Consider the following 21,431-nt stretch of genomic DNA (forward strand, 5'->3'; position numbering starts at 1 on the left):
ACGAGGAGCCATGCCCGCCACACCGCTCGTCTCGGTGGTCGTGCCGATGTACAACGACAGCCGCACCGTCGACCTCTGCCTCGCCTCCGTCCTCGCCCAGAGCCACCCCGCGATCGAGGTGATCGTGGTCGACGACGCCAGCACCGACGACTCCGCCGACCGCGCCGCCGCCCACCCCGTCACCCTGGTGCGCGCCGAACGCAACGGGGGACCCGGCGCCAGCCGCAACCTCGGCGTCCGGCACGCCACCGGCGACATCGTCTTCTTCCTCGACGCCGACGTCGCCATGCACCCCGACGCCGTCGCCGAAGCCGTCGCCCTCTTCGCCGAACACCCCGAGTACGGCGCCGTGTTCGGCGTCCCCGACAAGGAACCCCTGTTCCCCGAGGGCCCCGTCGGCCAGTACCGCATCCTCCAGTACCACTACTGGCGCAAGAGCGCCGAAGGCCTGGTCAGCGGCGGCTTCTACGCCCTCGGCGCGGTGCGCCGCGACGCCTTCCTGGAAGCCGGCTGGTTCAACCCGGCGCTGCGCCAGACCGAGGAGATCGACCACGCCGAACGCCTCGCCGCCCGCCACCCGATGCTGCTCACCTCGCGCGTGCGCGGCCGGCTCGCCGACGAGAACCGGATGCGGCCGCTGCTGCGCAAGGCCTTCGTCCGCAGCCGGCTGCGGGTGCCGTTCTACCTCGACCGCGGCCGGGCCATGCAGGGCATGGAGACCCCCGGCCGGGCCGTCGCCTCGGTGCTCGCCGCGCTCACCCTGCTCAGCCTGCCGCTGATCGCCTGGCAGCCGCTCGCCGCCGCCGTCGCCGTCGCGCTGCTGCTGGCCGCCTTCGTGCTGACCGACCTCGGCCAGTACCGCTTCGTCCGCCAGGAGCGCGGCTACCCCTTCCTCGCCCTGTTCACCGTCTGCCACCTGCTGCTCAACGCCGTCGTCACGGCCGGACTCGCCGCCGGGCTGGGCCAGTTCGCGGTCAGCCGGCGCTTCCGCCGGATGTACCGGCGGGACGCCGCCGCCGAAGCCGTGGGTCTTCCGGAACCGGCGCCGGAGCCCGGTCCCGAGCCCACCCGGGCCCGGCGCGCCGCCCGCCGGCTGCGCACCTGGTACGGCCGCTCCCTGGTCGGCCTCACCGGCCTGTGGCTGATCTACGCCTTCTTCCGCTGGTCCGTCAGCGGCCGCTGGCACTGGGCGATCCTGCTGGACGCCGTCCCGCCGGTGTTCCTGGTCGGCATCCCGCTGTTCCTGCTGCTCGCCGCCACCGCCGCCTGCGGCCCGCGCCGCGGCTGGGCCCTCGGACTCGCCCTGCCACCGCTGCTGCTCGGCCTCACCACCGGCTCGGGCCTCAACTGGCCCGCCCTGTGGCACGGCGAGCGCCCGGTGCCGGCCGGTGCCCTGCACGTGGTCTCCTTCAACACCCAGTACTGGGCCGCCTCCACCGGCGTGGACCGGCTCTACGAGCTGATCCACCGTCAGAACGCCGACGTCTACCTGTTCCAGGAGCACGTCGTCTGGCAGCCCGGGCTCGGCGAGGACGGCTACCGGCGGCTCGACGACGACGCCCGGCTCGCCGCCGAGTTCCCCGGCTATCACATCGCCCGCACCGGCGAACTGCTCACCGTCTCCCGCTACCCGGTCGTCTCCCAGCGCTCCGTCGGCACCGGCGCCGCCCTCGGACCCGACCCCTCCTTCAGCCGGGTCTTCGCCCGCGACAAGGTCATGCGCACCGACCTCCAGGTCGGCGACACCCTGCTCAGCGTCTACAACGTGCACGTCACCGTGCCGCTCGCGCCCGACCTCGACCCCTTCTCCGGCTTCGACTTCGACTCCTACTTCAAGCGCAAGTTCGCCTGGCGCCAGGAGGAGATCCGCGGCCTGGAGGCCGACCTCAAGGGCAACCCCAACCGGACGCTGATCGCCGGCGACTTCAACGCGAGCCCCGCGATGCGCGACCTGGACGGGCTGAAGTCCTTGGCGGACGATGCGATTCGCGCCAACAACGACTTCCTGCCGCTGAGTTGGAAGTACTCCGCACCCGCCGGATTCGACTGGGACAGCGCCGTCAACCGCCCCTACCCGCTCTGGCGGCTGGACTGGAGCTTCACCCGCGGCCCGGTCAAGGTCCACCGCTACGACTTCCGCTCCGCCGAGGGCATCTCCGAACACCGGCTGCAGGACCTCTGGCTCTCGCTCTGAACACCCCCCGAAAGGAACACCGCATGCTGCTCAAGGACCTGCGCACCGCCGTCCGCACCGCCTCCGGCGTCGAACTGCTGGAGCGCCTGCCGGCGCTGCGCCGCCCGATGGACTGGCTCGGCGAGCGGCCCGTGCTGCACGGCCTCACCCTGTGGGCCTTCGGCCTGCGCAAGCCGCTGTTCTGGGACCACGTGGTCACCCCCGAGCCGCGCGCCGAACTCACCGAGGTGCGCGCCCTGCTGGAGCAGAACCGCGAGCGCTACGCCGAACGCCTCACCGGCTTCCTGGAGTACGAGGAGCTGCTGCGCGGCATCCCGCTGAGCGGCACCGCGGCCGGCTCCACCCCGTACTGGAACAACGGCTGGCTGCCGCCGCTGGACGCGCTCTCGCTCTACGGCTTCCTCGCCGCCGAGCGGCCGGCCCGCTACCTGGAGATCGGCTCCGGCAACTCCACCAAGTTCGCCCGCCGGGCCGTCGAGGACCTCGGGCTGAGCACCCGGATCACCTCGATCGACCCGGCCCCGCGCGCCACCGTCGACCGGCTCTGCGACGAGGTCGTCCGCACCCCGCTGCAGCACGCCGACCTGAAGGTCTTCCGCGAGCTGGAGCCGGGCGACATCGTCTTCTTCGACGGGTCGCACCGGCTCCACATGGGCTCGGACGTCGCGGTGTTCTTCTTCGAGGTGCTGCCGGTGCTCAAGCCGGGGGTGCTGGTGCACGTGCACGACATCATGCTCCCGGCGGACTACCCGCTGTCCTGGCGCTGGCGGCACTACTCCGAGCAGTACCTGCTGGCCGCGCTGCTGACGGCCGCGCCCGGGCGGTTCGACGTCGAGCTGCCGGACGCCTTCGTGCACGCCGACCCGCAGCTGCGGCGGATCGCCGAACCGCTGTGGCGCCGGCTCGGGGTCACCGCGCACTACGAGCCGGGGTCGTTCTGGTGGCGGCACGCGGGCTGAGGCCCGGCCCCCGGCCGGGTCGGGCGGCCGGGCGGCCCGGACGGCCGGACAGCTCCTACAGCCCGGACGGCCGGGTGGCGCGGCGGTCAGGCGGTGGGGCAGGCGCCGTTGAGGATCCCCTGCTCCAGCGCCCGCAGCTCCTGCCCCGGTTCGAGGCCCAGCTCCTCCACCAGGTGGGTGCGCAGCGTCCGGTAGACGCCGAGCGCCTCCACCGTCCGGCCGGAGCGGTGCAGGGCGTGCATCAGCAGCCCGTGCAGGTGCTCGCGGAACGGGTGCGCGGAGACCAGCTCGACGAGTTCGCCGACCAGGTCCTCGTGCAGGCCGAGCGCCAGCTCCAGCCGGACCCGCTCCTCGACGGCGCGCAGCCGGTTCTCCTCCAGGCGGCGGGCCCAGGACTCCAGGGCGGGGCAGTCCAGGCCCGCCATGGCCGGCCCGGTCCACCGGGCGAGGGCCTGCCGCAGGGTGGCGACGGCCTCCGGCAGGCCGCCGGAGGCGGCCCGCAGCCGGGCGCGGGCGACCTCCTCGTTGAACAGCGTGGCGTCCAGCTCGCCGTGGCCGACCCGCAGCCGGTAGCCGTTGGGATGGGTCTCGATGACCGGCGGCGCGCCCGCGTCGGCCAGCGCGCGGCGCAGCTGCGAGACGCAGATCCGGATCTGCGTCCGGGAGCTGGCGGGCGGCGCCGCGCCCCACAGGTTGTCCACCAACCGATCCAGCGGGACCACCCAGTTGGGAGTCAGGGCGAGCGTCGCCAGGACGAGCTGCGGCCTGCGGCCGCCGAGTGGCACAACGCTTCCCCCGACATCGACTTGGAGTGGTCCCAGGACATGCACCAGCACAACACAGCCCCCGTTCGTCGCTCTCACCTGCGCCGAAGTGGCGCCAACGGAAGCGGAGCAGAGTCCGCCGCCGGGCGCCGCCTGGCAGCATGGTATAGACCTATGGGGGTGTCAAGGGCATCTCAAGTGCGCCGAATGGCCGGATCCCTCGCCTGGATCCGGGCCGCCGGAATCCGCTCCGAGCTGACGGCCCGTCAAAATCCGTCGGTGGTCGGAGTACCTCAGGGGCCCGCGCTCAGCGCGTAGGTGCGGAAGGTGGCCAGCAGCGGCAGCACATCGGTCTTGCTCGGCTCCTCGGTGACGGCCCGCATGGCGTCGATCACCGCGTGCGCGATCACCTTCACCACCGCGAGGTCGTCCCCGGCGGTCTCGCCCCAGGCGCACAGCGTCCGGGTGAGCAGGGCGCTCATCCGGGCGCCGATGTTGGAGCTCACCGCGTCGGTGAGCTCGGCGAGTTCCTCGTCCGTCATGCTGGAGCGCAGCCCGAAGGCCAGCGCCATCAGCGTGTCCACGGCGTGCTCGCCGTACCGGGCGACCAGGGCGGCGAGCGGCTGCTCGGCCGGTCCCCGCGCGGCCAGGGCGGCCAGGGCCTCGTCGTCGTCCTTCCACGCCGCTTCGAGCGCGGCGAGGGCCCGCAGGGCCTCGTCCACCATCAGGCCATCCGTCATGCGGAGAACCGTAGTGACCCCTCCCGCGCGGTGGGCCCCGTCGGGCCGGGATCTCACCCGTTCGAGCGATAACCGCCGTGTTTCGTCGTACCGGTGGCGGGCAGCTTCGCGGGATCCCGGCCGGCGCCGGCCGGGACCTCAGCCGGCCCCGTGCGCCGCCGTGAACGCGGTGGCGTCCCAGTGGCCGTACAGCGCGGGCCCGAGCGCGCCGGCGGCGAGCACGGGGAAGCCGGCCGCCCGGCCGGCGCGCTCGGGCAGCGCGCCGAGCAGCGGGGCGCCCGCCGCGCGCGGCAGGTCGGCCAGGTTGCAGCGGTCCGCGAGGCCGGGGGAGTCCGGCCAGGCGCCCACCACCACGCCGAGCAGCGGCAGCCGGCGCGCGGTCAGCGCCTCCGCGGTCAGCGCGGTGGTGTTCAGCGTGCCCAGGCCGGCCGAGGCCACCAGCAACACCTCGGCGGGCAGCCCGAGTTCGCACACCGCGCGGGCCTGGTCGGCGAGCGTGCGGCCCTGCTCGTCGTAGCGCACCAGCAGCCCGCCCGCACCCTCGACCAGCACCAGGTCGTGCCGCTCGGCGAGGCCGGCCACCTCCTTCGCCACGTCCTCCGCCGCCAGGCACGGCAGCCCCGACCGGCGGGCCGCCGTGTCGGGCGCCAATGGCTCGGGGTAGCGGGCGAGTTCGCGCAGGGTCAGCCGGTCCGGCGCCGGGGCGGCGGGCCCGGCCAGCCGGGCCACCTCCTGGACGTCCCCCGGCTCCTCGGGCGCGACGCCGGTCTGCCCGGGCTTGAGCACCGCGACCCGCAGCCCTGCGCGCAGCGCGCTCGCGGCGACGGCCGCCGTGGCGACCGTCTTGCCGACCTCGGTGCCCGTCCCCGTCACGAAGACGACCCGGCCGTCCGCTCCCGTCGCCGTCGTCGTCGCCGTCTCCGCCATCCGCTCGTTCCCCGTCAGGTCGCCGCTCGTCCGCTCGTCCGCCGCCCCGCTCATCCGGCCACCGCCGCCGCCGTCACGGCCGCGGCGATCCGCGCCACGTCCTCGTCGCCGGTCACGTACGGCGGCATGGTGTAGACGAGGTCCCGGAACGGGCGCAGCCAGACGCCCTCCCGTGCGGCGGCCTCGGTCGCCGCCGCCATGTCCACCGGGTGGTCCAGCTGGACGACGCCGATCGCGCCGAGCACCCGGACGTCCTTGACGCCGGGCAGCGCGGCCGCGTCCGCCAGGCCGGCGCGCAGCCCGGTCTCGATCCGCTTCACCTCGGTCCGCCAGTCCTGCGCGAGCAGCAGGCCGATCGAGGCGTTGGCGACCGCCGCCGCCAGCGGGTTGCCCATGAAGGTCGGCCCGTGGGCGAGGACGGGCATCTCGCCGCGGCTGATGCCCTCGGCGACCTCCGCCGTGCACAGCGTCGCCGCCATCGTCAGGTAGCCGCCGGTCAGCGCCTTGCCCAGGCACATCACGTCCGGCGCGACGCCCGCGTGGTCGGCGGCGAACAGCGCGCCGCTGCGGCCGAAGCCGGTGGCGATCTCGTCGAAGACGAGCAGCACCCCGTGCCGGTCGCACAGTTCGCGCAGCATCCGCAGGTACGCGGGGGAGTGGAAGCGCATCCCGCCCGCGCCCTGCACCACCGGCTCGACGATCACGGCCGCCAGCTCATCGGCATGACGGTCCATCAACTCCTCGAAGGCGCGGGCGTACTCCGCGTCGAGCGGGGCGTCGAAACCGGCCGGGGGCTCGGGCGCGAACAGCTGCTCGGGCAGCACCCCGCCCCACAGGTGGTGCATGCCGCCCTGCGGGTCGCACACCGACATCGGGTGGAAGGTGTCCCCGTGGTAGCCGCCGCGCCAGGTCAGCAGCCGCCGCTTGCACGGCCGGCCGACCGACTGCCAGTACTGCAGGCACATCTTCATCGCGACCTCGACGGACACCGAGCCCGAGTCGGCGAGGAAGACGTGCCGCAGCGGCTCCGGGGTGATCTCCACCAGGGTGGCGGCGAGCCGCACGGCGGGCTCGTGGGTGAGCCCGCCGAACATCACGTGGCTCATCCGGCCCAGCTGCCCGCGGACCGCCTCGTCGAGCACCGGGTGCCCGTACCCGTGGATCGCCGCCCACCAGGACGACATGCCGTCGACCAGCTCGCGGTGCCCGCCCGGGGCCGGCGCGGCGAGCCCGAGCCGCACCCCGGAGGCGGACTCCACCACGTACGGGGTGGCGGTGCCGGGCATCGGCCCGTACGGGTGCCAGACGTGCGCCCGGTCGAGCGCGAGCAGGGTGTCGGTGGACAGCTGGGTCATGGGGAGAGGGCTTTCCGGGGTGTTCGTCAGTGGCACGGGCACGGGCACGGGCACGGGCACGGGCGCGGGTGGCGCGGGTGGCCCGGGCGGCGCGGGTGTGGGTGGCTCGGGGCGCCGGTGGTTCAGGCGTTGGGCGCCAGCTCGGTGCCGGCGCCGCGGCGGCGCACCCGCACCAGGTCGGTGCGCGCCTCGTCACCGGCCTCCGCGCCGCCCGCCTCCGCGCCGGTGGCGGCCTCGCCGTGGGCGTGCCCGCCGCACGGGCCGCAGCCGCCGCCCGTCCCGCACGCACCGGCCGCCGGGGCCGTGCCGCAGCCGCCGACGGCGCCCGCCGCCGCGTCGGCCGCGACGTCCGCGCGGTGCCGCGGCAGGGTGGCCTCGCCCATGCCCTCGACCTCGAACCCGGCGTCCCGGATCATGTCGAGGTCGGCCTGCCCGGCCTGGCCCTCGCTGGTCAGGTAGTCGCCCAGGAAGATGGAGTTGGCGGCGTGCAGGCCCAGCGGCTGCAGGCTGCGCAGGTGCACCTCGCGCCCGCCGGCGATCCGCACCTCGGTGTCCGGGTTGACGAAGCGCACCATCGCCAGGATCCGCAGGCAGCGCTGCGGGGTGAGGTTCCACTCCTTGGCCAGCGGGGTGCCCTCGAACGGGATGAGGAAGTTCACCGGCACCGAGTCCGAGCCCAGCTCGCGCAGCGCGAACACCACGTCCACCAGGTCCTCGTCGCTCTCGCCCATGCCCGCGATCAGGCCCGAGCAGGCCGACAGGCCCGCGCCGTGCGCCTTCTGCACGGTGTCCACCCGGTCCGCGTAGGTGTGGGTGGTGGCGATGTCGCCGTAGGTGCCCTCGGAGGTGTTCAGGTTGTGGTTGTAGGCGTCGACGCCGGCCGCCTTCAGCCGCTCGGCCTGGTTGTCGGAGAGCAGGCCCAGGCAGGCGCAGACCTCCACCGCCGGGTCGGCCTCCTTGATGGCCGCCACGGTGTCGGTCACCCGGTCGATGTCACGGTCCGTCGGGCCGCGGCCGCTCGCCACCAGGCAGACCCGCTTGGCGCCGCCCGACACGCCCGCCTTCGCCGCCTCGGCGGCCTGGCCCGGCTTCAGCCAGGTGTACTTCAGGATCTCGGCCTTGGAGCCCAGGCGCTGCGAACAGTACGAGCAGTCCTCCGGGCACAGTCCGCTCTTCAGGTTCACCAGGTAGTTGAGCTTCACCCGGCGGCCGAACCACCGCCGGCGCACCCGCCCGGCGGCCGCGACCACGTCGAGCAGCTCGTCGTCGGTGGTGGCGAGGACGGCGAGCGCCTCCTCGCGGGTGGGGGTCTCCCCACGCAGGCCCTTGGCGGTGAGGGTATCGAGCAGATCCATGGGGCTGATCCTGCCTGCTGCCCGGCGACGGACGCCAGAGGAAACCCACCAGAAGATCCCGGGGGAAGCTGTGCGAGTTGTCACAGTGTCGCAGCTCACGGTAGTGGCGCAGGTCACGTCGGTCGCCGGGCCCGGCCGGCGGCCCGTTCCGGGCCCGCCACCCAGTGATCTCCACCACCCGTGACCTGCATACAATCTGCCGCATGACCACGCAGGGGGAGCGCGCCCCGTCATCGGCACAGCGACCGGCCGGGCCACCGGCAGAGCACACCGCCCAGCGACCGGCCGGGGGATACCGGGCCAGACGCGTGAGCGCCCGACGGGCCGTCGGCTGGGTCGCCGTCGTCGGCGTGGTGGTGGCCGGCGGCTGGATCGTCACCCGGCCCACGCCCGGCGACTACATACCCGGGCTCGGCCCCTCCAGCAAGGAGGCGTCCAAGACCCCGCCGATCGTCGGTGACCCGCAGCCGCGCACCGTCGCCGACCCCGAGGCCCTCGACGTCGACACCTACTTCCCGGCCCAGAAGGTCGTGGAGTCCGGAGGCTACAAGGGCAAGCGTTCCGGGGTGCGGCGCGGCGAGAACTGCACCGAGGTGCTCCAGGACCGCACCCTGGAGCTGCTGCGCGAGGCCGGCTGCAAGGGCTACCTGGCCGTCAGCTTCACCGCCCAGGAGAAGCCGGTGCTCAGCAGCATCACCCTGCTGCGCTTCGCCGACGCCCCGTCCGCCGCCAAGGCCGCCGAGTCGCTGCGGGCCAAGCCGGGCTCGGTCGCCTTCATCCTCCCGGACGCCTCCACCGCCCCCGGGCTGCCGGCCTCCCTGGCCCGGCCCGCGACCGAGCCGCGGGTCGAACTCGTCGGCCACTACGTGACGGTGACCAGCTCGCGGCCCACCGACACCGCGCGCGGCGGCACCGCCTCCGGCGCGCCGGGCCCGTCCGGTTCGCCGGCCGGCCCGCTGCCGGTGCCCTCGGTGAGCGCCGCCAACCTCGACCAACTGCTCGACGAGGCGACCCGCGCGGTCTCCTTCACGGGCGGCGCGCCGTTCGTCTGGATGTAGCGGTCCCGGACCCGGCGCGGCCCCCGCCCTGCCCGGGCGGGGGCCCACTGCCGTCCGGCCGACGGACCGTCAGCCGCCCAGCCGGTCCACGGCCGTGACCCGCACCACCGCGCGGCCCTCCTCGTCCGAGCCGTACAGGTCGACCTCGGCGCTGATGCCCCAGTCGTGGTCGCCCGCCGGGTCGTCGAAGATCTGCCGGACCCGCCAGGCCGAGTCCTCCTGCTCGATGATCAGCATCTTCGGGCCGCGCGCGTCCGGACCGGTGCCCAGGTCGTCGTACTCCTCCCAGTACCCGTCCATGGCGTCCGCCCAGCGGTCCGCGTCCCAGCCGTACTCGCCGTCCAGCGCGCCGAGCTCCTCGTAGTGCTCCAGCGCGCACAGCTCCACCCGGCGGAACATCTCGTTGCGCACCAGCACCCGGAACGCCCGCGCGTTCGCCGTCACCGGCGCCGGCTTGTCGTCCAGCGCCACTTCGGCGGTCTGCGGATCGGTCGGGTTGGCCAGCTGCTCCCACTCGTCCAGCAGGCTGGAGTCGACCTGGCGGACCAGCTCGCCGAGCCAGGCGATGACGTCCTTCAGGTCGTCGGTCTTCACGTCCTCGGGGACGGTCTGCTCCAGCGCCTTGTACGCGCCCGCCAGGTAGCGCAGCACGATGCCCTCGGTGCGGGCCAGCTCGTAGTGGCCGACGTAGTCCGAGAAGGTCATGGCCCGCTCGTACAGGTCCCGCACCACCGACTTCGGCTGCAGCTGGTGGTCGCCGATCCACGGGTGCGCCCGCCGGTACACCTCGTAGGCGTGGGTGAGCAGCTCCTCCAGCGGCTTCGGGTAGGTGATCTCCTGGAGCCGCTCCATGCGCTCCTCGTACTCGATGCCGTCGCGCTTCATCTCGCCGACGGCCTCGCCGCGCGCCTTGTTCTGCTGCGAGGCGAGGATCTGGCGCGGGTCGTCCAGGGTCGCCTCGACCACCGACACCACGTCCATCGCGTACGACGGCGAGGTCGGGTCCAGCAGCTCGAAGGCGGCCAGCGCGAAGGTGGACAGCGGCTGGTTGAGCGCGAAGTTCTCCTGGAGGTCCAGGGTCAGGCGCACGACCCGGCCCTCGGCGTCCGGCTCCGGGAGGCGCTCCACCACGCCGCCCTCCAGCAGCGAGCGGTAGATCGCGATCGCGGTGCGGATGTGCCGGCGCTGCGCGGCCCGGTCCTCGTGGTTGTCGGTGAGCAGCTTGCGCATCGCCTCGAAGGCGTTGCCGGGACGGCCGATCACCGACAGCAGCATCGCGTGGCTCACCTTGAACCGGGAGACCAGCGGCTCCGGGTCGGCGGCGATCAGCTTCTCGAAGGTCTCCTCGGACCAGCCGACGAAGCCCTCCGGCGCCTTCTTGCGGACGATCTTGCGCCGCTTCTTCGGGTCGTCGCCCGCCTTGGCGACGGCCTTGTCGTTCTCGATGACGTGCTCGGGCGCCTGCGCCACCACCTGGCCGACCGTGTCGAACCCGGCCCGCCCGGCCCGCCCGGCGATCTGGTGGAACTCGCGCGCCCGCAGGATCCGCACCCGCTGCCCGTCGTACTTCGACAGCGCCGTGAACAGCACCGTGCGGATCGGCACGTTGACGCCCACGCCCAGCGTGTCCGTCCCGCAGATCACCTTCAACAGGCCCGCCTGGGCGAGGCGTTCGACCAGCCGCCGGTACTTCGGCAGCATGCCCGCGTGGTGCACGCCGATCCCGTGCCGCACGAAGCGCGACAGGTTGCGGCCGAACTTGGTGGTGAAGCGGAAGTTGCCGATCAGCTCGGCGATGGCGTCCTTCTCCGCCTTCGAGCACATGTTGATGCTCATCAGCGACTGCGCCCGCTCCACCGCCTCCTTCTGCGTGAAGTGCACCACGTACACCGGCGCCTGGCCGGTCTGCAGCAGCTCCTCCAGCGTGTCGTGCATGGTGGTGCGCCGGTACTCGTAGAACAGCGGCACCGGACGGGTCGCGTTGCGCACCACCGTCGTCGGCCGCCCGGTGCGCCGGGTCAGGTCCTCCTCGAACCGCCGCACGTCGCCCAGCGTCGCCGACATCAGCAGGAACTGCGCCTGCGGCAGCTCCAGCAGCGGGATCTGCCACGCCCAGCCGCGGTCCGGCTCCGCGTAGAAGTGGAACTCGTCCATGACCACCTGGCCGATGTCGGCCCGGGTCCCGTCGCGCAGCGCGATCTGCGCCAGCACCTCCGCCGTGCAGCAGATGATCGGCGCGGTCGGGTTCACCGACGCGTCGCCGGTCATCATGCCGACCTGCTCGGTCCCGAAGATCTTCACCAGGTCGAAGAACTTCTCCGACACCAGTGCCTTGATCGGCGCCGTGTAGAACGTCCGCTGCCCCTCCGCCAGCGCCGCGAAGTGCGCGCCGGCGGCCACCAGGCTCTTGCCCGAGCCGGTCGGCGTCGCCAGGATCACGTTGTTGCCCGACACCAGCTCGATCAGCGCCTCCTCCTGCGCCGGGTACAGCGAGATCCCGCGCTCCTCCGTCCAGGCGGCGAACGTCTCGTACAGCGCGTCGGGCGTGGCGGGCTTCGGCATCAGATCAAGGAGGGTCACCCGGCTATCTTGCCTGCTCGCCGCCACCCCCGGCAAAGCTACCCCGCCACCGCGGGCGCCCGCTCGGCGATCCGCACGTCGGGGCACCCCTCCTGCCGGACGATCTCAGCAGCGGTGCGGCGGGCGATGTCGGCGAAGAGCTGCGCACGCTCCTGTTGGGGCAGGCCGGTGTCGCCGCCGCCCGCCACGTAGATCTGCCGGTAGACGGCCCCCGGCTGCGCTGGCCGGCCGTTGTCGCACCGCAGGAGGAGCAACAGGGAACCGAAGGGCTGGAGCCAGCCCTCGACCCCTGCCCCGTAGCCGAGCACCGTGTTCTGCCCGGTGCCGGCCAGCTCGGTCTCGTGATTCCGCGTGGCGCGGTAGTAGTCCTCCTTGATCTGGGCCACGGAGATCTCCACCGCGTGGACCCCTTCCCCCGGCTGCCACTCGACCTCGCATTCGGCCTGGACGCTCCGGCCCGACAGGTCGGCGGAGCCGAAGGGTGCCTTGACGGCCTTCCCGCCGTCGTGCATGAGCGTCCGCAGGTCGTCCGACGTGACCAGCCCCCAGCACGCACTGGCCGGTACCACCGCCCGCTTCGAGGGCTGCGGCCACCACCACCACAACCCGCCCCCGATGAGCACCAGCACCGTGGCCATGGCGGTGATCGCGAGCCGCCCGCTGTAGCGCCGCACCGTTTCAGCTCTCCTTTTCCGGACGGGTGACATGCCAAGTGATTCCTGCGCCGTTGGCGAACGCGCTCCTGATCTGGCCTTCCACAGCCGGGGCCAGGTCGTCGAGGTATTTCTGTTCAAGGCCGGTCCGGGTCGCCGCCTCACCGATCGCGGCCTTGACGGACTCCTGGGCGCCCGCCGCCGCGTGGTTCTGTGCTGATTGCGCCTTGTTGGTGGTCTGTGCGTCGGTGTTCACCTGGTAGCTCTCGGCGACACCGTCCATGATCTTGTCGACCACAGTGTTGGCGAGAGGGCCGACGATCGGTGCCCGGGTCTCCAGAACCGATCCGAGCGTCGATTCCCAGATCGTGCCCGCCCATTCGCGGGTGGTCGTGATGGCTGAGTTGAACTCCTCGTCGTTGTTCTTCCCGATGGTGTAGACCTCGTCGACCATGCCATTGCTGAGGAGCCCGGCGACCGTACCGCCGGGCTGTGCGGAGGCGAGGGCGGCGGCGGTCAGATCGCCGTGGTCGGAGGCGTGCAGCAGGACGTCGTTGATCGCCGCGGTGGTGTATGCCTGCTGCGCCGCGGCCACCGTGGCGTAGGCCTCCGGGTTGTGGCCGAGGGTGATCAGCAGCCGCTGCGCGTCGATCTCGCGGAGGTGGGCGATCTCCCCGTTGATCGGCAGCACGGTGGACGGGCCGGCCAGAGCCTTCTGCACGTCGCCCATGTAGGCGCCGGCCATCTTGCCGAGGGATCCCTGCAACTCGCCGAAGAGCGCCTTGTCCTTGTCGTAGAGCAGCGCGGACGCGTTGTCTCCGCCGAACAGGCCCACCGTCGTCTGCATCACCTGCGCCATCGCCTTGCTGTGCGGCGGCAGTGGCCCCGTCTCGTCGTCGTACGCCCGGCCGGTCGCCGCCGCCTCCAGGGCGTGGCCGAGCGCCTCCACCTGGAGCGGGCCCGCCTTGCCGTTGTTCGGCCCGAGCGGGTAGGAGACGTCGCGCAGCAGCGAGCGGTCGCCCGTGTCGGTGAGCAGTTTGAAGTAGAGGTTCGTCCCGCCCGTGCTCTTCACCGAGCCGTCCGGCCAGTACGTCGTCGGCGGGTCGGTGAAGAACCTGGTGGCCGCGTCCGGGCTGTGCCCCAGCGCGTTCAGCACCGAGCCCATCGGGTTGAACCCGTGGTAGTCGCCCTTCTCGTCCGGCGTGCCGGTGAACCAGAAGTCCTGGAACGGCGCGCCGCCCTTCATCGCCACCGCGTCCCAGCGGGCCGGGTTCTCCTGGGTGAGCTGGGTGACGTGCTCGGCGATCGGCTTCAGGAACGCGGCGTCGTAGTTCCCGTGCTTCAGGATGTTGCCGAGGATCTGGTAGCCGTACGGGCTGGAGTCGTAGTCGGCGCCGGGCCCGAGCTGGATGTGCCGGCTGCCGGCCCGGCGCAGTCGGTCGCCCCAGTCCGGGGGCAGGTGCGGCTGCTGACCGGTGCTGGTGGCGGTGGCCAGGGTGAGGCCGAGCCCTTCCTGGATGCCCTTGACGGCGTCCTTGCGGAGGGGGCTGCCGGCGAAGTCGCCGCTCTGCGCCAGCGCGCCGTAGGAGGCGAGGAAGGTGCCCGGGTCCTGGCCGCCGTAGAAGGCGGTGGCGAACCGGGGGTCGCCGGAGTGGTGCTGGAGCAGGGCCTGCAACTGCGCGAGCTGGGTGTCGCCGGCGGCGCTGCCGAGGCTGAGGATCTGGGCGGCCTGCTTGGCCTCCGCGTCGGCCACGCTGCCCAGCGGGGTGCTGTTGAAGCTCTTGGTGTCGTTGCCGGTGTCCATCGCGAGGGCCAGGGCGGCGGCGGAATCGGCCTCGCCGGCCCGGTCCAGCGCCTTGCCGATCTCCTGGGCGGCGGCCTGGGCGCTCGCCTGTTGGGTCTTGGCGTAGTCGACGTCGTGCTTGTCGGCCGGGTCGGTGGCCGGCGGCCAGTGGACGCTGCCGTCGGCGGCGACGGTCAGGCCCTGCTCGGTGGCGTGCTGGACGGCCACCTGGAGGTCCTTCTTCGCGGCGGCGAACTCGTCGTGGGCGTCGCGCAGGGTGCGCGCGATCGCCGAGGCCTCCTCGAAGGCGGCGCGGATCTGGTCGCGCGCCCGGGTGAGGGCGGTGGCGGCGGACTCGGAACTCGGCCCGGTCCAGCCGGACTGCTGGACCGGGCCGATCACCTCGTTCTGCATCCTGGTGGAGAGGTCCCAGTTGCGGACCATCTTCTCGAAGTCGCCCGCCGCCGCGTTGAGGGCGGTGAGGTCGGCCTTCTGGAGCTGGGTGTACGTCACCATGGCGGTGTGCCGCCCCGTCCTTTCCTCAGTACTGCTGCGCGAACTGGCTGTGGATCGCGCTCTCGGCGTTGTCATAGTTCTGCGCGGTGGTGTGCAGGTTCTTGCCGATCGTCCCGACGGCCTCCCCGAGCGTGTGGGCCTGGCCCGACCAGACGCTCCAGGCGGTGTTGAGGGCGGTGGACAGGTTCCAGCCCGCCATCGCCGAGACCGCACTCGTGACGTGGGCCGAGGGCTGGGCGCACTCGGTGCGGACGGACTCGCGCAGGGCCGCCGCGTTGGTACCGGCTTGGCGGATCATGCCGGGGTTGGCCTTGATGGCCGGCCCCCCGCCGCCCGGCTGGAGGGTGACCGGAGGCGGTGCCTGGCCCGCCGCGGCCGCCGCCAGGTCGGGGAACTGCTTCTTCGCCTCTTCGGTGAGGTTTCCGGAACTGTCGAAGAGCCACGGGTTCATCCGCCGCTCGAATTCGAGGTCTGCCACCTCGTCCCCCCAGAAATGTTCGAGTGATGGGGACATTACCGGGGGAGCGCGAACGATCGGCCGCCTTTTCGGCAACCCGAAGATCCGGATCGTGACATCGGGACGATGGGTAAACGGAAGGTGTTATTGAGGGGTTGGAAGAGTGTCGCCGGTGCGCCTCTCCGCCCGGGCGTGTGCCACGGCGCACATTGCCCGGGCCGTCGGGGGCGTGCCAGAGTGCCGGGCATGGTCAACCGCAGCGTCTTCGAGGCGCCCGAGGCCGGCGGGGACCGCACCGCCGCCGATCCCGCCGCCGTGTTCGACTGGCTCGACGAGAGCGCCGGGCAGCGGGCCCGTGCGGGGCTCACCCGCACCCTGCGCAGCCGGCCCGCCGAGGACCCCGTGCTCGACCTCGCGGGCAACGACTACCTCGGGCTCACCCGCCACCCCGCCGTGACCCGGGCCGCCGCCGACGCCGCGCTGCGCTGGGGCGCCGGCGCCACCGGCTCCCGGCTGGTCACCGGCACCACGGCGCTGCACACCGAACTGGAGGAGGAGCTCGCCGCCTTCTGCGGGGCCGAGGCCGCGCTGGTCTTCTCTTCCGGCTACACCGCCAACCTGGCCGCGCTCACCGCGCTCACCGACCCCGACACCCTGATCGTCTCCGACGCCTACAACCACGCCTCGCTGATCGACGGCTGCCGCCTCGCCCGCGCCGACGTCCACCGCGCCCCGCACAGCGACCCGGCCGCCGTCGCCGGCATCCTCGCCGGGCGCGACCACCGCCGCGCCCTGGTGGTCACCGACTCCGTCTTCTCCGTCGACGGCAACGCCGCCCCGCTCGCCGAACTCGCCGCCGCCGCCCGCCGGTACGGCGCCGCGCTGCTCGTCGACGACGCCCACGGCCTCGGCGTCCTCGGTCCCGGCGGCACCGGCGCCACCGCCGCCGCCGGACTCGCCGGGGCGCCCGACGTCGTCACCACCGTCACCCTCTCCAAGTCCCTCGGCTCCCAGGGCGGCGCCGTCCTCGGCCCGCGCCGGGTCGTCCGGCACCTCACCGAGACCGCCCGCACCTTCATCTTCGACACCGGCCTCGCCCCCGCCGCCGCCGGTGCGGCCCTCGGCGCCCTGCGCCTGCTGCGCGCCGAACCCCACCGCGCCGACCGTGCCCGCGAGGTCGCCCGCGCCCTCGCCGCCCGTCTCAGCGCCGCCGGCCTGCCCGCCTCCACTCCCGACGCCGCCGTCGTCTCCGTGCGCGCGCCCGGCCCCGAGGCCGCCGTCGCCTGGGCCGCCGACTGCCGCCGGGCCGGCCTCGCCGTCGGCTGCTTCCGCCCCCCGTCCGTCCCCGACGGCGTCTCGCGCCTGCGGCTGACCGCCCGCGGCGACCTGACGGACGATCAGATCGCCCGGGCGGTAAGGATCATCGCCGCCACCGCCCCGGTGGACGGGACCGCCGGGGCGTGAGCGGGCCCACCCGGTCCCGGTTACGGCGGGGCGCCGCACGGCTCGCCGCGGGCCTCTGCGCGCTCGTCCTGGTGGTGTTCGCCGCCGTCGACGTCACCCTCGCCGCTCCGCGGCTCGCCGAGTCGACCGGCGGCGCGGGCGTGCACGGCCGGTTCCTGCGCGAGGACTGCCCGCCGCCCGACGAACGGCCGGCGGGCCGCTGCGGCCGCTTCACCCCGGACGGCGGCGAGCCCGTCCGCTGCTGCACCATCGAAGCGGACCCGACCGGCCGGCTCGGCGAGATCGAGGTGCGCTGCGCCGACGGGCGCTGCCACGAGATCGGGGCGCGGGCGACGGCCCGGGTGCTCGGCCTCCTGCTGACGGGCGTCGCGGCGCTCCCGGTGGGCGCGCTGCTGTCCGCCACGGCCCTCGGACGCCCGCCCGGCGGCCCGTTCAAGCTGACCGCCGGCACGGTCCTCGTCCTCCTGCTCATGGCCGTCTGCGCCTGCTTCGCCTTCGCAGTCTCCTAGGTCGGCCGTCGGCCGTCGCCCGTCACAGCCCCGCCAGCTCCCGCAGGAACAGCGTCCCCGCGTCCCGGCGGCCGGCGGCCAGCCGCGGGGCGGCGACCACCACCGCCGTCGCCCGGCACCAGGCCAGCACCCGGTCGGCGTCCGCGCCCGGGACCAGCGCCGCCAACTCGCCGATCCGGGCCGCCAGCGCCGCCCGGTCGGCGACGCCGTCCAGCGCCCAGTCGACCAGGTCGAAGTCCGGGTCGCCCAGACAGGCGCGCGGGTCGATCGCCACCGGGCCGTCCGGGCCGAGCAGCACGTTCGCCGGGTGCAGATCGCCGTGCACCAGCGCCACCGGGGAGCCGTCCCCGGTCAGCTCCCGGGCCAGCGCCCGCGCACCGGCCGTCGGCACCCCCGGGGCCCGGCGGCCGGTCAGCTCGAACAGGAAGTCCAGCCGCTCCGCCAGCGGCGGCAGCGCCACCCCGTCCACCGGCGCCGAGCGCAGCGCGCCCAGCAGGCCCGCCACCTCCGCCGGCCGCCAGCCGCGCTCGCGCAGCGCCGTCCCCGGCGCGACGTCCGCGAGCAGCAGTGCGCCGGACCCGGCGTCGGCCTCCAGCAGTCGCACCACCGACGGCACGCCCCGCCAGGCCCGCAGCGCCGCCGCCTCCTGCCCGGCCACCGCCGGGTCCGGCGTCAGCTTCAGCCACACCGCCGCGCCGTCCGCGAGCCGCTCGCAGCGGAACACCCGCGACGTGCCACCCCCGCCGGCCGCCCGCACCACTAGGCCCCAGCGGTCGGCCAGCGCGGCCACCTGCCCCGGCAACCGCGCGCACCACGCCCGCGCCCCGGGCCCGAACCGGACCACCAGCCGCTCCTCCACCTCCGCGGGCACGGCCGCCGAGGCGTTCACGCGACCACCAGCAGCGTCTCGGCCCCCACCGGCCGGTAGCCCGCCGCCTGGAAGGCCCGCACGCTCGTCGCGTTCCCCGGAGCCTGCTGCGACCACACCCGCCCGCCCTCCGGAACCAGGTGCCGGGCCGCCAGCGCCAGCGCCCGCCCCAGGCCGCGCCCGCGCGCCGCCTCGTCCACCTCGATCGCGCACTCCCAGCGCCCCGCCACCCCGCGCCCCAGCACCAGCACCCCGCGCCCGCCGTCCGCCTCGAACACCCGGACGTCCTCGCGGTAGCACAGCGCCCGCACCACCCGCGGGTGCTCTCGGTCCCGGACCTCCGCCACCGCCGGCGCGGGCGCGCCCGGCAGCCGGTCCGCCACCGTCAGCAGGTCGATGGTGCCGTTCACCCGCCCGGTCCGCTCGGCGAACGCGCTCAGGAACGGCGGACACAGCGGCGCCGCCAGCGGATCGCCCGGCACCGCGGCCAGTGCGGCCCGCACCCACGCCGGATCCTCGTCCGTGAACACCACCGCGTGCGCGGAGAACGCCACCACCCCCGCCTCCCGCGGCGACGGCTGCGCCACCACCGTCACCGACCCGTCCGCCGGCGGGAACACCCCGCCCGCCGCGTCCGCCAGAATCTCCCGCAGCCCCCGTGCCACCACCGTGCGCCCACCCCTCCGTCGTGCTTCGTGGGCGTCCAGCCTAGGGCGTGTCTGACAATTCCCGCCGGGCGCACGACGCCAGGGCACGCACCTCGCCGCGTTGTCGTCGGTCGCCGATGGCCCCCAGCCTTCGGCCGGGAGGTGCCCCCACCGCATGGACTCCCTCCTCCGCCTTGCGATGCACGCACCCTGACACCGCGCGCTGATCCGACGCGAATTGTCAGACACGCCCTGGTGTTGCCCCGTCAGGCCTTCTTCCGCGCCCGGCTCGGCTGCACCCGGGTCGGCTCGCCCGCCGCCTTCGGGTGGTCCGGTGGATACGGCAGCTCGCCGTGCGCGCCCTCCGCGACCTGCCGCCCGTACAGCTCCATCAGCCCCTCCAGCCGGAACCGCTCCTCCTCCATCGCCGCGTGCACGTCCCCCAGCTCCGCGAACCGGGCCGGCAGGGTCCGCAGGTCGAAGTCCTCCGGCCGCGCGTCGTCCAGCTCCTCCCAGCGCAGCGGCGCCGAGGCCGTCGCCCGCGGCCGCGCCCGCAGCGAGTACGCCGAGGCGATCGTGCGGTCCCGCGCCATCTGGTTGTAGTCCACGAAGATCCGCTCCCCGCGCTCCTCCTTCCACCACGCCGTCGTCACCCGCCCCGGCAGCCGCCGCTCCAGCTCCCGGCCCAGCGCGATCACCGCGTGCCGCCCGTCCGTGAACGACCACTCCGCGACCAGCGGCACGTACACGTGCAGCCCGCGCCCGCCCGACGTCTTCGGCCACCCCCGCAGCCCCTGCTCCTCCAGCACCGCCCGCAGCTCGTGCGCCACCCGCACCGCGTCCCCGAAGTCCGTGCCCGGCTGCGGATCGAGGTCGATCCGCAGCTCGTCCACGTGATCGGTGTCCGAGCGCCGCACCGGCCACGGGTGGAAGGTCAGACACCCCAGGTTCGCCGCCCACAGCACCGCCGCCGGCTCCGTCGGGCAGATCTCGTCCGCCGACCGGCCGCTCGGAAAGGCGATCCGCGCCGTCGGCAGCCACTCCGGCAGGCCCTTCGGCGCCCGCTTCTGGTAGAAGAACTCGCCCTCCACCCCGTCCGGGAACCGCTGCAGCGTCGTCGGCCGGTCCCGTAGCCCGCGCAGCACCCCCTCCGCCACCGCCAGGTAGTACTCCGCGACGTCCAGCTTCGTGAACCCGCGCTCCGGGAAGTACACCTTGTCCGGGTTCGACAGCCGGACGGTGCGCCCGGCGACATCCAGTTCCACGGCAGAGCCCATGCCTCTCACGTTAGGGCCTGTCTCTTGGATTTGGTCGGATCAGGCTGCGGCGTCTGGGTGCGTGCATCGCAAGGCGGAGGAGAGAGCCACTGCGGTGGGGGCACCTCCCGGCCGAAGGCTGGGGGCCAATGGCGACCGACGACAACGCGGCGAGGCGCGTGCCCAGGCGTCGCAGCCCCGGCAAGGATCCAAGTGACAGGCCCTGAGCGCGCCCCGTCCGCCGCGCGCCCCGGAGCGTTCGGCGCGAGGATCGGCACCATGGACCTGCCCGTCATGCCGCCCGTCGCCCCGATGCTCGCCAAGTCCGTCGCGAAGATCCCGCCCGGCATGCAGTACGAGGCCAAATGGGACGGCTTCCGCACCATCGTCTTCCGCGACGGCGACGAGGTCGAACTCGGCAGCCGCACCGGCAAGCCCCTCACCCGCTACTTCCCCGAACTCGTCGAGGCCCTGCGCCGCGAGACCCCCGGGCGCTGCGTCCTCGACGGCGAGATCGTCATCGCCCGCGACGGCCGGCTGCGCTTCGAGGAACTCCTCGAACGCATCCACCCCGCCGCCAGCCGCGTCAAGCTCCTCGCCGAACGCACCCCCGCCTCCTTCGTCGCCTTCGACCTGCTCGCCCTCGGCGACGAAGCCCTCCTCGACCGGCCCCTCGACGCCCGCCGCCGCGTCCTGGAGACCGCTCTCGCCGACGCCGCCGACCCCGTCTTCACCGCCCCCACCACCACCGACCGCGACCTCGCGCGGACCTGGTTCTCCCAGTACGAGGGCGCCGGCCTCGACGGCATCGTCGCCAAACCCCTCGACCAGCCCTACCGGCCCGGCGAACGCGCCATGTACAAGATCAAGCACGAGCGCACCGCCGACTGCGTCGTCGCCGGCTACCGCGAACACAAGAGCGGCCCCGTCATCGGCTCCCTGCTCCTCGGCCTCCACGACGCCGACGGCCGCCTCCAGCACGTCGGCGTCTGCGCCGCCTTCTCGATGGCCCGCCGCCGCGAACTCGCCGAGGAACTCGCCCCGCTGCGCACCACCGACCTCGCCGCCCACCCCTGGGGCGCCTGGGCCGACGAAGCCGCGCACGCCGACGCCCGGCTGCCCGGGGCGACCAGCCGCTGGACCGGCGGCAAGGACCTCTCCTGGGTCCCGCTGCGCCCCGAACGCGTCCTGGAGGTCGCCTACGACCACATGGAGGGCACCCGCTTCCGGCACACCGCCCAGTTCCGCCGCTGGCGCCCCGACCGCACGCCCGCCGACTGCACCTACGCCCAGCTGGAGGAACCGGTCTCCTACGACCTGTCCCAGGTGCTCGGCACCTGAGCGCC

Annotated in this window: 18 protein-coding genes; 6 read left to right on the top strand and 12 right to left on the bottom strand. The window is 73.9% G+C overall.

The window, feature by feature from the left end:
- The first annotated feature begins 10 nt into the window (after positions 1 to 10).
- Positions 11 to 2,194 carry a glycosyltransferase gene (locus ACFC0B_RS01095; RefSeq protein ID WP_376080370.1) on the top strand — a complete coding sequence of 728 codons (2,184 nt, stop codon included), beginning with the start codon at positions 11 to 13 and terminating at the stop codon, positions 2,192 to 2,194.
- A 23-nt stretch (positions 2,195 to 2,217) separates the two neighbouring features.
- Positions 2,218 to 3,153, top strand: coding sequence for a class I SAM-dependent methyltransferase (locus ACFC0B_RS01100; protein WP_376080372.1), 936 nt, complete (start codon positions 2,218 to 2,220; stop codon positions 3,151 to 3,153).
- Positions 3,154 to 3,239: 86 nt separating this feature from the next.
- Here the strand turns inward: ACFC0B_RS01100 and ACFC0B_RS01105 are convergent, their stop codons facing one another.
- The 5 genes from ACFC0B_RS01105 to bioB form a co-directional block, all read right to left on the bottom strand.
- Positions 3,240 to 3,938 carry a BTAD domain-containing putative transcriptional regulator gene (locus ACFC0B_RS01105; protein ID WP_376080374.1) on the bottom strand — a complete coding sequence of 233 codons (699 nt, stop codon included), beginning with the start codon at positions 3,936 to 3,938 and terminating at the stop codon, positions 3,240 to 3,242.
- Between the two features lie 272 nt (positions 3,939 to 4,210).
- Complete coding sequence (locus ACFC0B_RS01110) at positions 4,211 to 4,657, bottom strand: hypothetical protein (RefSeq protein ID WP_376080376.1); 447 nt, start codon at positions 4,655 to 4,657, stop codon at positions 4,211 to 4,213.
- Positions 4,658 to 4,795: 138 nt separating this feature from the next.
- Entirely contained in the window at positions 4,796 to 5,584 is a 789-nt protein-coding gene (gene bioD / locus ACFC0B_RS01115; RefSeq protein WP_376082328.1) for a dethiobiotin synthase, read from the bottom strand.
- A 50-nt stretch (positions 5,585 to 5,634) separates the two neighbouring features.
- Positions 5,635 to 6,939, bottom strand: a complete 1,305-nt coding sequence (locus ACFC0B_RS01120; protein WP_376080378.1) for an adenosylmethionine--8-amino-7-oxononanoate transaminase — start codon at positions 6,937 to 6,939, stop codon at positions 5,635 to 5,637.
- Between the two features lie 122 nt (positions 6,940 to 7,061).
- Positions 7,062 to 8,294 carry a biotin synthase BioB gene (gene bioB / locus ACFC0B_RS01125; protein WP_376080381.1) on the bottom strand — a complete coding sequence of 411 codons (1,233 nt, stop codon included), beginning with the start codon at positions 8,292 to 8,294 and terminating at the stop codon, positions 7,062 to 7,064.
- Between the two features lie 308 nt (positions 8,295 to 8,602).
- Between bioB and ACFC0B_RS01130 the strand changes: the two genes are divergently transcribed.
- Positions 8,603 to 9,352: a hypothetical protein gene (locus ACFC0B_RS01130; protein WP_376080384.1), complete on the top strand. Its 750-nt coding sequence runs from the start codon at positions 8,603 to 8,605 to the stop codon at positions 9,350 to 9,352.
- A gap of 69 nt (positions 9,353 to 9,421) precedes the next feature.
- On the opposite strand, the gene ACFC0B_RS01135 is transcribed toward ACFC0B_RS01130, so the two are convergent.
- The 4 genes from ACFC0B_RS01135 to ACFC0B_RS01150 are packed head-to-tail and all read right to left on the bottom strand — an operon-like array spanning position 9,422 to position 15,362.
- Positions 9,422 to 11,914 carry a DEAD/DEAH box helicase gene (locus tag ACFC0B_RS01135; protein ID WP_376082330.1) on the bottom strand — a complete coding sequence of 831 codons (2,493 nt, stop codon included), beginning with the start codon at positions 11,912 to 11,914 and terminating at the stop codon, positions 9,422 to 9,424.
- 56 nt (positions 11,915 to 11,970) lie between these two features.
- Positions 11,971 to 12,606, bottom strand: a complete 636-nt coding sequence (locus ACFC0B_RS01140) for a hypothetical protein (protein ID WP_376080386.1) — start codon at positions 12,604 to 12,606, stop codon at positions 11,971 to 11,973.
- A 4-nt stretch (positions 12,607 to 12,610) separates the two neighbouring features.
- A complete protein-coding gene (locus ACFC0B_RS01145) occupies positions 12,611 to 14,881 on the bottom strand; it encodes a hypothetical protein (RefSeq protein ID WP_376080389.1) in 2,271 nt (756 codons plus the stop codon).
- Between the two features lie 28 nt (positions 14,882 to 14,909).
- Positions 14,910 to 15,362: a WXG100 family type VII secretion target gene (locus ACFC0B_RS01150; RefSeq protein ID WP_376080392.1), complete on the bottom strand. Its 453-nt coding sequence runs from the start codon at positions 15,360 to 15,362 to the stop codon at positions 14,910 to 14,912.
- Between the two features lie 225 nt (positions 15,363 to 15,587).
- Here ACFC0B_RS01150 and ACFC0B_RS01155 point away from each other — a divergent pair, with 225 nt between their 5' ends.
- Both ACFC0B_RS01155 and ACFC0B_RS01160 read left to right on the top strand, forming a co-directional pair.
- A complete protein-coding gene (locus ACFC0B_RS01155) occupies positions 15,588 to 16,805 on the top strand; it encodes an 8-amino-7-oxononanoate synthase (RefSeq protein ID WP_376080394.1) in 1,218 nt (405 codons plus the stop codon).
- On the top strand, positions 16,802 to 17,314 hold the full coding sequence (locus ACFC0B_RS01160) for a hypothetical protein (RefSeq protein ID WP_376080396.1): 513 nt from the start codon (positions 16,802 to 16,804) through the stop codon (positions 17,312 to 17,314). Before ACFC0B_RS01155 ends, ACFC0B_RS01160 begins: the two co-directional genes overlap by 4 nt.
- Positions 17,315 to 17,336: 22 nt before the next feature.
- Here the strand turns inward: ACFC0B_RS01160 and ACFC0B_RS01165 are convergent, their stop codons facing one another.
- The 3 genes from ACFC0B_RS01165 to ligD all read right to left on the bottom strand — a co-directional run bounded on the left by ACFC0B_RS01165 (position 17,337) and on the right by ligD (position 20,106).
- Positions 17,337 to 18,203 carry an aminoglycoside phosphotransferase family protein gene (locus tag ACFC0B_RS01165; protein ID WP_376080399.1) on the bottom strand — a complete coding sequence of 289 codons (867 nt, stop codon included), beginning with the start codon at positions 18,201 to 18,203 and terminating at the stop codon, positions 17,337 to 17,339.
- Positions 18,200 to 18,847, bottom strand: a complete 648-nt coding sequence (locus tag ACFC0B_RS01170; protein ID WP_376082333.1) for a GNAT family N-acetyltransferase — start codon at positions 18,845 to 18,847, stop codon at positions 18,200 to 18,202. The genes ACFC0B_RS01165 and ACFC0B_RS01170 overlap by 4 nt, the downstream gene beginning before the upstream one ends.
- A gap of 248 nt (positions 18,848 to 19,095) precedes the next feature.
- Positions 19,096 to 20,106 carry a non-homologous end-joining DNA ligase gene (gene ligD, locus ACFC0B_RS01175; RefSeq protein ID WP_376080401.1) on the bottom strand — a complete coding sequence of 337 codons (1,011 nt, stop codon included), beginning with the start codon at positions 20,104 to 20,106 and terminating at the stop codon, positions 19,096 to 19,098.
- A 258-nt stretch (positions 20,107 to 20,364) separates the two neighbouring features.
- Here ligD and ACFC0B_RS01180 point away from each other — a divergent pair, with 258 nt between their 5' ends.
- The gene (locus tag ACFC0B_RS01180; RefSeq protein ID WP_376080404.1) at positions 20,365 to 21,426 is read left to right on the top strand and encodes an ATP-dependent DNA ligase; all 1,062 of its coding nucleotides are present in this window, start codon (positions 20,365 to 20,367) and stop codon (positions 21,424 to 21,426) included.
- Positions 21,427 to 21,431: the final 5 nt, after the last annotated feature.

The organism is Kitasatospora sp. NPDC056184 (assembly GCF_042268405.1).
In the GTDB taxonomy this organism is placed as follows: domain Bacteria; phylum Actinomycetota; class Actinomycetes; order Streptomycetales; family Streptomycetaceae; genus Kitasatospora.